This is a genomic window from Streptomyces sp. NPDC005017, from assembly GCF_042873115.1.
Classification (GTDB): Bacteria; Actinomycetota; Actinomycetes; order Streptomycetales; family Streptomycetaceae; genus Streptomyces.
On sequence record NZ_JBIALD010000008.1, the window covers coordinates 23810 to 36899 of the forward strand.

Annotated in this window: 11 protein-coding genes; 7 read left to right on the forward strand and 4 right to left on the reverse strand. The window is 65.0% G+C overall.

Going from position 1 to position 13090, the window contains the following annotated elements:
- Nucleotides 1-441 precede the first annotated feature (441 nt).
- Nucleotides 442-711 carry a helix-turn-helix domain-containing protein gene (locus ACFYR0_RS14180; protein WP_389326353.1) on the reverse strand — a complete coding sequence of 90 codons (270 nt, stop codon included), beginning with the start codon at nucleotides 709-711 and terminating at the stop codon, nucleotides 442-444.
- 619 nt (nucleotides 712-1330) lie between these two features.
- Here ACFYR0_RS14180 and ACFYR0_RS14185 point away from each other — a divergent pair.
- Nucleotides 1331-2662 carry a hypothetical protein gene (locus tag ACFYR0_RS14185; RefSeq protein ID WP_389326356.1) on the forward strand — a complete coding sequence of 444 codons (1332 nt, stop codon included), beginning with the start codon at nucleotides 1331-1333 and terminating at the stop codon, nucleotides 2660-2662.
- An 8-nt stretch (nucleotides 2663-2670) separates the two neighbouring features.
- Complete coding sequence (locus ACFYR0_RS14190; RefSeq protein ID WP_389326359.1) at nucleotides 2671-3216, forward strand: GNAT family N-acetyltransferase; 546 nt, start codon at nucleotides 2671-2673, stop codon at nucleotides 3214-3216.
- Between the two features lie 203 nt (nucleotides 3217-3419).
- On the opposite strand, the gene ACFYR0_RS14195 is transcribed toward ACFYR0_RS14190, so the two are convergent.
- The 3 genes from ACFYR0_RS14195 to ACFYR0_RS14205 all read right to left on the reverse strand — a co-directional run bounded on the left by ACFYR0_RS14195 (nucleotide 3420) and on the right by ACFYR0_RS14205 (nucleotide 6626).
- The gene (locus tag ACFYR0_RS14195; RefSeq protein WP_389326362.1) at nucleotides 3420-4997 is read right to left on the reverse strand and encodes a tyrosine-type recombinase/integrase; all 1578 of its coding nucleotides are present in this window, start codon (nucleotides 4995-4997) and stop codon (nucleotides 3420-3422) included.
- Nucleotides 4998-5044: 47 nt separating this feature from the next.
- Entirely contained in the window at nucleotides 5045-5425 is a 381-nt protein-coding gene (locus tag ACFYR0_RS14200) for a helix-turn-helix domain-containing protein (protein ID WP_389327071.1), read from the reverse strand.
- Between the two features lie 316 nt (nucleotides 5426-5741).
- Nucleotides 5742-6626, reverse strand: a complete 885-nt coding sequence (locus tag ACFYR0_RS14205) for a class I SAM-dependent methyltransferase (RefSeq protein WP_389326365.1) — start codon at nucleotides 6624-6626, stop codon at nucleotides 5742-5744.
- Nucleotides 6627-6884: 258 nt separating this feature from the next.
- Here ACFYR0_RS14205 and ACFYR0_RS14210 point away from each other — a divergent pair, with 258 nt between their 5' ends.
- The 5 genes from ACFYR0_RS14210 to ACFYR0_RS14230 all read left to right on the forward strand — a co-directional run bounded on the left by ACFYR0_RS14210 (nucleotide 6885) and on the right by ACFYR0_RS14230 (nucleotide 13084).
- Nucleotides 6885-7394 carry an NUDIX hydrolase gene (locus tag ACFYR0_RS14210; protein WP_389326368.1) on the forward strand — a complete coding sequence of 170 codons (510 nt, stop codon included), beginning with the start codon at nucleotides 6885-6887 and terminating at the stop codon, nucleotides 7392-7394.
- A 321-nt stretch (nucleotides 7395-7715) separates the two neighbouring features.
- The gene (locus ACFYR0_RS14215) at nucleotides 7716-8570 is read left to right on the forward strand and encodes a hypothetical protein (protein WP_389326371.1); all 855 of its coding nucleotides are present in this window, start codon (nucleotides 7716-7718) and stop codon (nucleotides 8568-8570) included.
- Nucleotides 8571-8610: 40 nt separating this feature from the next.
- On the forward strand, nucleotides 8611-9468 hold the full coding sequence (locus ACFYR0_RS14220; RefSeq protein WP_389326375.1) for a glycosyltransferase family A protein: 858 nt from the start codon (nucleotides 8611-8613) through the stop codon (nucleotides 9466-9468).
- Nucleotides 9465-12563 carry a pyridoxal phosphate-dependent decarboxylase family protein gene (locus ACFYR0_RS14225; protein WP_389326378.1) on the forward strand — a complete coding sequence of 1033 codons (3099 nt, stop codon included), beginning with the start codon at nucleotides 9465-9467 and terminating at the stop codon, nucleotides 12561-12563. The genes ACFYR0_RS14220 and ACFYR0_RS14225 overlap by 4 nt, the downstream gene beginning before the upstream one ends.
- Nucleotides 12560-13084, forward strand: a complete 525-nt coding sequence (locus ACFYR0_RS14230; protein WP_389326380.1) for a nucleotidyltransferase domain-containing protein — start codon at nucleotides 12560-12562, stop codon at nucleotides 13082-13084. The genes ACFYR0_RS14225 and ACFYR0_RS14230 overlap by 4 nt, the downstream gene beginning before the upstream one ends.
- Nucleotides 13085-13090: the final 6 nt, after the last annotated feature.

A 13090-nucleotide genomic window follows, 5' to 3' on the forward strand; every position in this document is an offset into this window, starting at 1 on the left:
GAATCTCCTATCCAGCACCCCTCTGCGTCTGTTCCTTCTCGTAGCGTCGTTGCGCTTCCTCAAGTCGTGACCGTCGGCAAGTGAGTTCCTTCTGCTGCTTCACGAGACGGGTTCGCGGATCCGGCTGGCCATCCCCGCCCTCACCGGCGTGCTCACACCACCGTTGGGCCGGCCACCTACGACCCCGCCTACCACTGCAGCAGCACCACTCGCGGGCCCTCCGCCAGACCCCATCAACCGTCAGCCACTACAACCGGTGGAGCGACCCGCTACCCTCCCGCCTCTGACCCTGGCGACCACCAACCGACCAGATCACGAAGATCTGAGGATGTAGCGCAAGGCTCGCCTGAAGCAATGGCGGATTTCCGCAAGGCACGTTGCAGCACGAACCGGATCGGCTCGCTGAGTCGCAACTGGATCGGGTTATCTGCCGGTCCAGTCCTACAATGGCGGATGTCCCAACGACCCCGAGGGTTCGCCATGGGGTGGAGTGGGGTGCGCTGAGGTCCGCAGCATGGGGCCAGTCAGCTCGATCGGCACGTCAAGGCCATCGAGCATCATGATGATCTTGTCAATGTTGGTGAGCCGCCGTACGCCTGATTCCAGCATCGACAGGAACGACTGGCCGAGCCCGGTCAACGTGGCGAGGTCTTCTTGTCGTAGCCCTCCAAGGCGGCGGACCAGCATACAGAAGGTCCCAAAGTCCCGCATGGCGAGCGCCTGTTGAACCTCGGCATCGGACCAAACGTGCGCTAGCGTCGGCGGCTCTTGTGTCCGGCGGATGCACGCGGCGCAGGACGTCTCATCGTTGTAGCGGCTGAGGTGGCATCCACACCCTTTGCACCGGCGCGCCTGTCGCGGGCGAGGCGCCTCGAAGGTAGTTACAGCCGATACGGACACGTCTCCTCCGGTTAGTGGGCACTCATTCGCGGCCAGTCGCTTGGACGACTGGTGGGGCTATGGCGAGTGCAGGACCATGACATCGGCGACTGGGTAGCTGAGGTATCAGGGGCTCGCCGAAGATACGGAGGCTCCGACGGCGGCGACGCAGCAGTTGAGTTCAGTGGCCTGGCCGTGCCGCAGTGCGCACATGGAAGCACCCTCCGAGTAAGAGTGGAAACCCCAGAGGGCAACTCCATGCGGACCACTGCGCTGAGCTGAGTGGTCGTCAAGTTCATGACTAGAAGCCTCGGGTAGGAGACGATGACCATGCGAGGGCCTGCTCGGGCCCCCTGGCGGACCGTATGCGGACCAGAACGGGACCAGGACCGGCAAACCTCGGAAAGCGCGGGAACCTGAAGATGCAGACCACGTAGCAGGGGGCGACGCTATGGCTGGCAACGCCGGCAAGAGCGGCCAGGATCCACGAACGATGCTGGAGTTATTGCTCTCGCAGCAGCCCAAGACGTACGAGGAGATTGCCCGCGACTTCGGGGTGTTAGCCCGCAGGATGGGCGAGGACGCGACGCTGACTGCTCGGCATCTTCGGCGTCTTGCCTCTGGTCAGCGGTCCGGGGTCAACCCCGTCACCCGCCGTGTTCTGCAGATGATGTTCGGCAAACCGCTTGAGGAGCTGCTCAGCCCGTGGGATGGGTCGCTCGTGGCGGGGAGCACGCCTTCGGGTTTGGTCATTGCGACTGGCCATCCCACCGCAGACAAGGAGCTGATCAACGTGGCTGCACAGCGGGCCCGACGCTTCGCCCTGACGACGGGGCAGACCGACCTCACCCCCGAGGCCATGGAACAGGTCCACGCGGACGTTCAACGCCTCGCCATGGAATATCCGCAGCGACCTCTCTCTGAACTGCTGCCCGACATGATCGAGACGCAGGACACCATTTACACCTTGCTCGAGCGCCAGCGGCGCCCTGGGCAAGCGCGCCAGCTTTACCTTCTGGCAGGAGCGACCGGAGGCATGTTGGCCAAAGCAAGCCATGATCTGGCTGATCCGCACGCCGCGCTCACGCAGGCCCGTACGGCGTTCATGTGCGCGGACCAGGCTGATCACAATGGTTTGCGGGCGTGGATCCGCGGCGTGCAGTCCTTGGTGGCGTACTGGGCCGGCCGTACTCGAGAGGCCGTGCAGTACGCGCAATCTGGCGCGGAGTTCGCCGCTCTGGCGGGCAGTACGGCCAAGGTGTGGCTGCCGATGAACGAGGCCCGTGCCTGGGCAGCACTCGGCAACGTCGACAAGTCCCGCGCAGCGATCCAGCGAGCCGAGGATGCCTGGGAGTCCGTCCAAGAGGACGAGGTGGACGAACTGGGCGGTCTGTGCACGTTCGGCCGGGTGCGCCAGATCTACTACGCGGCTGACGCCCTGACGTGGCTGCCGTCCGAGGCGGGAGCTGCGCAGGACTACGCCGAGCGGGCTGTGCTGGAGTACGAGGATGAGTCAACTCCGGAATGGGCGTTTGGCGACCAAGCTGGTAGCCGGGCCGACTTGGCGATCGCCCGGATCCGGATGGGCGAGTTGGAGGGCGCGACGGAGGCCGTCGTCCCCGTCCTTGATCTCGCACCCGAGCAGCGCATCAACGGGATTGTGCACAGCGCGCAGCGAGTACACCGGGCGTTGCGGGACTCTCCGCTGGCTGAGGCAGGATCTGGCCTGCAAGAGCAGATCGAGATGTTCACCCGTACACCGCTGAAGTCTCTGCCCCGTTGAGGAGCCTCGTGACCTACCCCCTGCGTCTGAGTGGCCAGCGTGTGGTCCTTCGTGAGTTCATGCTGGACGACGTCGACGACGCACTGAAGATCATCGGCGACGATCGGGTCACGCGCTTCTTGTCCTTCGACAGCCGTAGCCGTGACGAGGCTCAGGTCATGATCGAAGGTGCGGTGAAGCGTGCCCAGGAGTCGCCTCGGACGGAGTTCTACCTGGCGGTGGCCCGCCCCGACGACGACAGCGTGATCGGCTTTGCCCGTATCGCCTTCGCCGGCGTCAAGGCCGGCAAGTTGGGCTACGCCATCGCGGCGGATGAGTGGGGCCGCGGGTACGCAACCGATGCCGCCCGGACGCTCACCGACTTCGCCTTCCGTGTTCTCCAACTCCACCGCGTCAGTGCCGCCATCGGCCCGGAGAACACTGCTTCGATCACGCTGGTGGAACGACTCGGCTTCACCCGGGAGGGAGTGCTCCGGGACCACGTCTTCACCAACGGTTCGTGGCGAGACAGCGTCCTGTATTCCGTCCTCGAGCACGAGTGGCAGCCCCAGTAGAGGCAGCAGACTCCGTCGCTCAGGCCCGGGTCCTTGACCCGGGCCTGAGCAATGCGGGCCTCGGCCCCCGGTACATAGGGCGAGACCCTGGCTGGACCCGGTGTCCAGCACGGCACCTGGCCGGGAGTCCGTCACCCTCGGTGTGGGCCACGGACGCACTGCTTGCTCCTGTTGGCATCACGGGAGCCACACTGGGATCCGCCTCAGCAACTGCGGGCTCGGCCCGCCATCGTGACTGGTAGCAGAGTATGGATCGATGGCGAGGAGATTGGACTGGACGCGCGTGCGCGCAGGAAATCGTTGAGCACGCGCACCGGAGACGTCGGACACAGGGCCAGTCGGGCGTCGAGCGCCGTCTCCCACTGCTCGGTCAGGCCGAGCATGAGGCGTTTGCGCATGCCGATGGTGACGTGGGCGTAACGCGCCGAGGCCGAGCCGTCGATGTGGCCCATGCGCTCGTCCATGAGGACCTTCTCGATGCCGAGGTCCTCCATCACGGTCCGGTGGGTGTGGCGGAGGCCATGGGGTGTAAGGCCCTTGGCGATCGGGAGCCAGTAGGCGTCGGCCCGCGCACGGGCGCCACGTCCTCGCGCCGGGACACCAGGCCACGGTTCGCCGAGGAGCGGTACGGGCCGGGCCTCCTGCGGCGCCTTCTTCGGGTACCAGCCCGAGACCGCCGGGGTGAACAGCCAGGTCGCGAAACCGTTTCGGCGCCAGTGGGCAGCGTGCTCCGACACCATCTCACCCCGCACGAACCCCAGATCGGCGATGGCCTGCTCCACCCTCACCCGCTTGGCTTCGGTGACGCGGTCGGGGTGGTTGAAGACGTTGGACACCGTGCCCGTGGAGACATCGGCACGGCGTGCGACGTCGACGAGCTTCGCACCCAGGTGGCCACCAGTGCGGGCCGCGCCCTGCCCCCGGAAGACGTAAGTCTTGCCGTGACACGGGCAGGGTGTCGGCTTCGTACGGGCGACGTGGTCGGCGACCAGGGCCGACAGCCAGTCCATCGCGTCGATGGTGCGGTAGCTGTCGTCCTTGGGCGGACAGCGAACGAGCTCGCCCGTGTCGAGCTCGTACAGCTGCCACTCGATGCGGATCGAGCCGGGGCGGGCGAACTCCGACTCCAGGCCGACGATTTCGCCCCAGCGCATGCCGGTGTACCCCTTGAGCACAACGGCGACGAACTCGTCGTCGCGGCCGGAGAGCAGAGCGGCCCGCTCGGCCGTCAGCAGGATGCCGAGAGCATCGGTGACGACCTTCTCCGGACTGCGGTCGCGGGAGCGGCCGGCGCGCTTTCCGCGCCCTCGCCGCCTGGCCGCCGGGTTCGCCGTGATCAGGCCCTCGTCGATCGCGTCCTCGAAGATCAGGTGGAGCGTCGAGCGCCAGGTCTTGACACTGGAGGCCGCATACACGGCCTTCTCCTTCTTCTCCCACAGGGCGACGTCCGTGCGCTGGATGCTGGCGAGCGCCTTGTCCTCGAACTCGGGGAGCAGGTGCTCCTCGATGTGGCGGCGGTAGTTCTGCATGGTCGAGGCGGCCAGGTCCAGGGCCGCGTACCAGCGGTTCGCGTACTCGCAGAAGGTCTCCTGGCCAAGTGATGGGTCGCGCCAGTCGCCGCGCCGGTACTTGTTCTCGGCCTCGCTCGCGGCGCGCTGGGCCTCGCCCTTGGTGGCGAACCTGATCGTCTTGCCGCTCTCGTCGACGACCGTGAGGTGCTGGCCTGACGCGATCCTGTACCGACCGCGCCAGTAGTTTCCGCGCTTCTCCGCAAAACCCAACTTCCGTCTTCCTCCCCTGCTCCTGCCTTGTGGCTGGCGCAGGCGCGCTAGGCGACGGACTCGTACCGGGTACGGCGCGGCGGGCGGGCCCGCAGACGCCCCGTCGTCGAGGCTGCGGTAGGCCGGCGAGTCTGGGAGGCACGGACTCGTGCGACGGGAGGCGTTGTCGCGACTGGAACGGCCGCCGCGCCGCCGGGAGATCGTGTCGGGCGCTCTTCGTTTAGGCGGACGATCTCCGCGAAGTGTTCGGCGGTGAAGCGGTATGCGCGGCCGACGCGGACGTGCGGAATGAGGCTGCGCCGGGCGCGGTCCTTGACCCACCAGGCAGAGCAGCCTAGGGCTTCGGCGATCTCCTCGGGGCGGTAGAGACGGGGCAAGGCGGATTCGTTTTCGGTGTGGGGACGGAGGCACACGAGGGCAGGGGGCATCGTGGAGTGATGCAAGACACCATGCGGAGCGGTCATCGGACGGCCTCCTTCGGAGGTCTGAAGCGTTCTCCCGAAGGCTCAACCGATGACCGCTGCCTTATGCCCCACGCCACTCGCATGCACGCTCAAACCACCCCATCGGCGATGGCCTCAACAGCCCGCCACACCCCGTCCGTGGACGTGACTACGCCACATAGTTCCCCAAGCTGACATTCACGGGCATCCTCCTAGGGAGCGTGGAGCTGCTCCGTCATGGTGCCAGCGGACCGGCCACTCCAAGAACGCACGGCCCTACTCGCTCACTCCCTAGTCGTCTCTACCGTCGAGCGAGCAGGGCATACAGCAGGGGAACCCGCGGCTCGTCGTTGGGCAGCTGCCACCAGCCGTCGCCGGTACGGATCATGCGGTCCCAGCGGCGCCAGGGGAGCTGCGGCGTCTCCCGCAGTCTCTCGATCTGCAGGCCGGCAGTAACGACGGCGTTGACCACGTCGTCGAGCCCATGCATCCACTCGAAGAAGTCCGTCGCGCCCTGGAGGGCCGGACCATCGGTGTACGTATGGGTGGACTCGCGTTGGATGGCGCCGCTGGCCAGGTAGTCGTGCCCGATCGAAAGACTGTTGGCGTGGTGGTCGTGGCCAACGAGGTCGGGGCCGTCACCGGTGTGCGGCCTGGGGCGCAGAGCGTTGAGGAGCGGGTGGAACTCTGCGACGTACAGCCTGCCACCCGGACGCAGGAGCCTGGCGACCGTCTTGGCCCACGGAATCAGGTCGGGGAGGTAGTACAGGGCTCCCTTCCCCGTGTAGATCACGTCGAACTGACGCCCGTCGAGGACTTCGGCTGCGTCATACACATTGGCCTGGACGTACTCGACAGAGATGTTGGCGCGCTGCGCGAGTTCTCTGGCTGAGGAGATGGCCTGCCCAGAAAGGTCGAGACCTACCGCATGGGCGCCGCGGTGGGCGAAGGCGATGGTCTCGGTACCGAGATGGCACTGAAGGTGGAGAACGTCGCGCCCTTCCAGTTCACCGAGGTCTTCCCACTCGAAGGGGGCAAACCAGCGAGAAGGGTCGGGAGCCTTGCCGTCTTCGAGGCCGTAGTACCTGCTGCCGATGTGGACAGAAGTACGCGCGTCCCAGTTGAGCTCATTGGCTCGCATCATGTCCCGGCTGGTGAGGTCGAGCCCTTCGGATGCCTCAGTCATGCCTTCATCCAATCACCGGCCTTCGGGACACACATATCACCTCGGTGATATCACTCAGGCGATGGTCCCGCCCTTACGAACTAGGCATCCTTACAAGCTCGTTCAGCTCGCGTCAGGAGCCGGATGTTGAATGCACCTTCTCCCCGCGAGCAGCACCTTGGCGAGCGGGAAGCGCGGCTACTAGCCGCACTGGAACACACCTCGCTCCGTGTCCGTATTCCAAACACCTGCTGGACGGCCCATTAGGAGGGGCACAACGTGACCACGTTGACGCACCGATGGCTCCCGAGCCGCATGCCGGACGAGACCTATGTGCGACAGGTTTACGGCTTCTGCTTTGACGCCGCCGGCCGGGTTTTGCTGGGAGTGGAGCACGGAGAGAGCCCCGGGCATCGAATGCCCGGTAGCGAAACGAAAGTAGACGGATACGACTACCTCGCAACGTTGGTCCGAGAGTGCCGAAGCGGGTATCGGGTCACCATCACGAAACCTATCTATCTAGGATATCGGCAGGTTCGAGACGAAGACGCCAAACTCACCTATGCCGAACTCTTCTTGGCAGCGCGCATAACCACGTTCCATCGCCGGAGTCCCGCGCTTGGTAGCTGTCGCTCATTCCAGAGGCTGCTGACACCAGTCAGCTATGTTCCCGATCGCCTCGGCTGGGGAGCAGAGGGGTCGCTGCAGATTTCTGCCGCTGCCGCTGTCGCAACTAATGTCTTCGGCCTCGACCTGTCGGTTCTGCACGACGAGATCTATCGGACCTGAGGCGATAGCCGTCCGCCACCAACACGCTGACAGCTGAATTTGACTCTCTCTAATGGCACGTATCCAAGAACGTGGATGACGCGTGGCCTGCAAGACAGTGTCGCAAACGATCACGCATGTCCGAGTCGGCAGGCTCGGCGAAATGAGCGGCGGGAGGGGAGACTTGTGGCAACCGTACCGCACAAACCGATCGCTGAGAGTCCAGACAACGGGCGAGGCAACGTACCAGATCGCGGCATCTTGGTACTTGCCTACGGGCACAGGCGATACCACCGCCAAGCATATTCACTGGCCCTATCGTTGCAGCGCCACTCTCCCGGCATGCATCGCACCCTGGTCACCGACGACGTGCGATGTGTAGCAACAAAGGCATACGACTCGGTGATCAAGATTGAGACTGGGCAGTCCGATGACTGCCGCCTCAAGCTCAGTCTCGATACGTATGCCCCGTACCCGCGCACCCTCTACTTGGACGCCGATGCTCTTGCAGTCCGCCCCATCGAGCCAGTATTTGACCTATTCGACAGCTCCGACGTTGGAGTAGTCGGGCGTGACGTCACAGCCGACCAAGACGAAATCTGGTACGGGGACGTCGCCTCAATGTGTCGCGCAGCGGGTACAGGCTGGCTACCGAAGTGCAACAGCGGCCTGATCCTCCTCCACGCCACCGATGCAACTGGGCAAGTGTTCGCTCGGGCCCGCGAATTGGTCAATCAGTACAGCGAATTGGGGCTGCACACCTTCCGCGGAGGAATCGCCGACGAGCCCCTCCTGGCGATGGCACTCGCCGAGCAAGGTATCCACGCCCAAGATCTCACGGCTCTCGCATCCGCGACTCCGATCGGCATCAGTGGCCCACTGCGAGTCAATGCACTTACCGGGGCGTGCACATTCGCCAAGCAGGGGATTGAAGTTGAGCCCGCTCTGATCCACTTCGCAGCTGACTACAGCTCGGACTACCGGCTTGCCGGCGCCCACTACAGGCGTGAACGACTCGCGCTTCATCTGTCTCAGCGCCTCGGAGCGCCTGACAGGACAGCCCGGATCGCCGCAGGGCTGCGCTACGGCCTTCAGTGCGCAGCGTTCAACACCTGGATCCGCATCGTTGGCCGCGCCCCTCGCGACCCTTCCGACTTCTTCAGCACGGCGAAGCAGCCCCTTGAGGTGTCCCAGTGATCAGCGACAGGAAGCAATCTTCGTTCAGGGAGAAGAACTTGTGACGCAGGTGCCACAGCCCCGTGAGACTTCGCCGATCCACGAGTCGACGGCCGGGGAGCCCGCTTTCCGGATCGCGTTCCTCTTCCACGCCAATCTCGACCTGCTCAGCCAGACCCTGCCGCGTTGCTTGGAAGCCCTGACGGCAGGGACTCAGGAGTCCTTCGAGGTGGTACTGCACTGTGACGGGACTCCCCCGCAGACCGTCGCCCAGCTCGCCCCGCGGCTGGCGCAATGGGGGGTCGACGAGGTGCGAGTACGCCGCCGAGACCGGTTCGTAGCTTCTGGGGACGGATCGAACAACGGGCACCGCAGACTGTTCGACCAGCGCTCCCCGTACCTGATCGTCATCGAAGACGACGTGGTCATGTACCGCACCGATCCGTCTTTCGACGCCTTGTCTGCCTGCCGGCGCCTCTTCGAGAAGCACCCAAGGGTTCCCGTGTTGAGCAAGGTGAGCGACCACCACCAGTGGTCCTGGAAGCTCGAAGACGCAGGCGACGAGCTCGAACCTGGCGTGCGCTCCGTCAACCGGCTGTCCACGCACTTCATCGCGTACGACCTGCGCCGGTTCACCCCCGTTGCCGATCGTTTTGGTGGCTTCGACCTCGACGTGTTCATCGACCGGGACGACCTCAGCTACAACTGGGAGGATCTCGTCTCCCACGTCGGCACTACGGGGGAACGCCATATCGCCTTCCCCGAAGGCTGGCCGCTTGAAGTGTTCCACTGCGATCGCAAGGCCGCCCCAGGGTCGATGTACCACACCCAAGATCCCCGGCTGAAGGCTCAAGTCCTCGCCGAGCTGGAGCAACGGTTCCGAGTGGGTCTCGACACGCCCATTGAGGTGACAGCATGACGACCGCTCCGACACGCATCAACTCGTCACGCTCGTATGCCGAGCGCCTAGAGGCGTGGCGTACGCGCCTTGCCGAGAGCCGGCATCTCTCGAGTCGCTTCCGCGACCGGTACTCGATCGTCCTGGCGCAGATGGAAGCATTCGCCATGGCGGAAAGCGTCGCAGCAGCACGGGAGGCAGCAGCCGACGACCCTCATCGAGCCGCTGAGTTACTGGCTGGCACTACCCTGCTCCCGTCAGCAAGCCGGGCTAGCGCGCCTCTTCTCTTTGACGGCGACGCGGACATCGTGAGACTGCTGCGAGAGCTGCTCGCTGAATGTCCCCACCTCGATGACTTCATGGCGGCCCAGCAGCCCTTGGCTCAGACCGCCGTCCCGATCCACCCCTCCCGTAGAGCACGCATTCTCCGAGTCGATGAACCAGCTTCGTGTGACTTGGTGGCGCTGGTCTGGTCGGCCGGATCCGTCGAGGAGCGGCAGAGGAACGCTGCTCTGATCTCCGGCATCCTCCCTGAGCGGAGTGGTACGGGTGAGCTGCGGTTCGCCGTCCAGAGCGAGTACGCGCTGGTCCGGACGGAAACTTCGGTGGACCCGTGGGTCTTCTCCCCGAACCTCGGCGAGACATTGGAGGATGCACTGCGCTCGAGGAGGCTCGATTCGCGCAGCCGACGCCGGATCCTTACCGCCCTGCGACGGCTTCGCGAGGCGATGCTGGAGGCTGGCCTGATCTGGCAGGGCTTCGCTCCCCGGAACATGTTTCTCCGAGATGAGGAGATCATCCTCATCGACTTCGAGGAGGTCGTCGACAGCAGCACCTCGCCAGCACGCGCGGCTGAGTACCTGCTGTGGCACAGGATCTTTTTTGCCGACAGCCTGACCGCCGCGGAGGCCGCCGAGCTGTTCGCCGTGGACAGCAACGGTGCGCCCGCCATCGCTGACGATCATCCGCTGCTGGCGGACTCGTTTGAACGGGCGCTGCTCGCGGTCGATACGGTGACGTGGCGGCAACGCCGAGAACTCCTCGGTCAATCCCTACGCCTTGAGAGCCAGCACCGACGCCCTGAGCGACGGCGTGATGGTGGAGTTCTGTACGGACACGAGCTTGGGCACTTTTGGGGCGACTTCCTGCCAGTTGCTCGTGAGGTCCGGCTCTTCAGCCATCTGTCCCCGATAGAAGATCCAAACACGCTGGTCGCATGCCTGGAGGCATTTGAGGCCGCGATGGAGGCCGACATCTGCCGCGCCATTCGAGCCAGCTGCACAGGCGCCGGCGATGGCAGTGCAATGCGCACAGAGGGGCTCATCGACGCCCTGGATGCTGTTGGCGTGACCGCTCTTGCTGAGGCGCGTCTGAACACGCGGGCCTGGTACCAGCAGCTGACGGCAGACCCTGCTCGTCTCATAGACGAACTTCTCTTTCAGCTCGGCACCAATGTCGGCGGTGTGAGTCAGCCGCTCCTGGACACTTACCTCGTCGGCAGAAGTGGCGCCCGGAAAGGGCATGAGGAGGATCTGGTCGAGACTGTTCGTGTTGGCCTGGACTTCCTGCACGGCGCCGAGCCGGAGCAGCCCTTCCTTCGTTACGCCGAGCCGACCGCACTGAGGAAGTCCATCGCCCAGCCCCTGCCGCGGGAAGGGCTCGGTTTCGACCACGTCCTCGCTGAGGTCAACGACGTCGTTGCCCGTTACTCCATCGGGCAGGGGCACCCCAGGTATTTGGCGTTCCCCGACTCGGGCAACGCCTTGGCTGCCCTGGCCGGCAGCCTTCTCAGTCCGCTCCTCAACCAGAACCTCATAGCCGTCGACCGCAGTGCGCCCTCAGCGACCTTCGTCGAGGCACAGGTCATCGAATGGCTGCGGGAGCTGGTCGGGTACACGACCGTTCCGCTCACCGAACTACGCGGCGTCAAAGACGTCTCTGGACTCTGGACGACCGGAGGGCATCTGTCCAACCACATCGCGATGCTCGCTGCGCTGGGACACACCTTCCCGGCCGCACGCAAGCATGGCCTGCGAGGGCTCGACACCCAGCCGGCGGTCGTCATGGCAGGGCCGATCGCTCACTACTCGCACAGCGACGCCGCGTTCCACCTCGGCCTGGGCTGGGACGCGATTCTCTCCACCGGCGCCAAGCAGGGCTACACGACCGACCCGGCGGCCGTCGACCGGCTTCTCTCAGATCCCCCGTCCGGTCGTACACCGTTCATGGTGGTTGGAGTGGCCGGCAACTGCCGGACAACAGGACTGGACGATCTTGAGACGCTCGGTGAGGTCTGCCGCAAGCATGGTGTGTGGTTCCACGTCGACGCCTGTCACGGAGGAAGCCTGATCTTCAACGATCGGCTGCGGCAGCAGCATCTCCGTGGAATCGAGCAGGCCGATTCTGTTTCGCTCGACCCCCACAAGGGCCTCTTCACCCCATACCCCTCGTCGTATGTCCTGTTCCGGGAGCGTGAAGTCCTCACCCAGTTCAGCCGTCACACGACGACTGTCATGGCGGACGACTGCTGGGACCTCGGGTTGATCACCCCGTTCCTCGGATCGCGGGGCTTCCAAAGCCTGCCGACCTGGATGCTGCTGCGTCACGTCGGCACGCGTGCCCTGGGCGCGATGGTGGAGGCTCGGCAGGCTCTGGTCCGCTACCTGGAGAGACGACTCGACGAGACCGGACTGTTCGTTCGTCTCAACGATGTTGACTTCTACCGGATGGCGTTCGTGTTCTGCCCGCCAAGCGTTCGTAGTGCGGTAACCAGCCTGGATGCAGTCGGCAGGCAGCGAGCGGCGAAGATCGTCAGTGCGTACACGTCGCGGGTGAACACAGCCCTGTATCAGGCAGGTGAGGTGTGCTTCGACGAGCACTCGCTCGCCGACCTGGCTGACCGTGTGGGTGCTGGTGCTGGAACCGGCTACACGATCATGGCCACATGCCCGGGTAATCCGCTCCTCACCCGGGCTGATCTGGATGTCGCGGTGGAACGGCTCGTCGCCGAGGCGCAACCGCTCGTCGAGCCGATGCTGGCGGAGATCCGCGGAGAAGCTGCGCACCAGCACGCTCCTCGACTGAGCGGGCCTGCCGGATGGAACGATGGCGAGTGAGCGGCGACGTTGTATCCGCGATTGATCAGTTCCTCACCGATCAGTCCTGCGAGGCAGTTGCCGCATTCGTCTACGGCTCAGTCGCGACGGGCCAAGCGGGGCCGACGAGCGACGTGGACACCTTCGTGCTGCTCGCAGCGCCGTTGCCTGCGCTTGCGGTGCAACAGCTCCGGTCGGGCTTCGCCGAGCTCCAGGAACGCCTCGGATATACCCCTGACGCCGCCTATCCAGTGGAGCTGTTCACCGTGCAGCAGGCCCATGGGGCGCTTGCCGGGGATGAGGTCAGCCGAGCCATTCATCAGGCCTGCTCTCAAGGGAAGGTCAACTCAGACCTGGCCGAGGCAGATGCCGTGGAAGTCCTTCGGGCCCTGCTCGGTGCACGGCTAACCGTGCGCGCCTCCGCGCAACTCGATGAGTTGACCGTGCGTGCCAACCAGGTTCTGGCCCGGCACCTGCGCTCCGCTTCTACACCGCCCGAGCGGGAGGTTCTCCGCGCGCTCGGCATACGAGGGAACAACTGACCGCAC

Bases quoted from the DNA above. Each gene is read 5' to 3' on its own strand.
- ACFYR0_RS14180 (WP_389326353.1), bottom strand. From the start codon at position 711: ATGCGGGACTTTGGGACCTTCTGTATGCTGGTCCGCCGCCTTGGAGGG.
- ACFYR0_RS14185 (WP_389326356.1), top strand. From the start codon at position 1,331: ATGGCTGGCAACGCCGGCAAGAGCGGCCAGGATCCACGAACGATGCTG.
- ACFYR0_RS14200 (WP_389327071.1), bottom strand. From the start codon at position 5,425: ATGCCCCCTGCCCTCGTGTGCCTCCGTCCCCACACCGAAAACGAATCC.
- ACFYR0_RS14205 (WP_389326365.1), bottom strand. From the start codon at position 6,626: ATGACTGAGGCATCCGAAGGGCTCGACCTCACCAGCCGGGACATGATG.
- ACFYR0_RS14215 (WP_389326371.1), top strand. From the start codon at position 7,716: ATGCATCGCACCCTGGTCACCGACGACGTGCGATGTGTAGCAACAAAG.
- ACFYR0_RS14225 (WP_389326378.1), top strand. From the start codon at position 9,465: ATGACGACCGCTCCGACACGCATCAACTCGTCACGCTCGTATGCCGAG.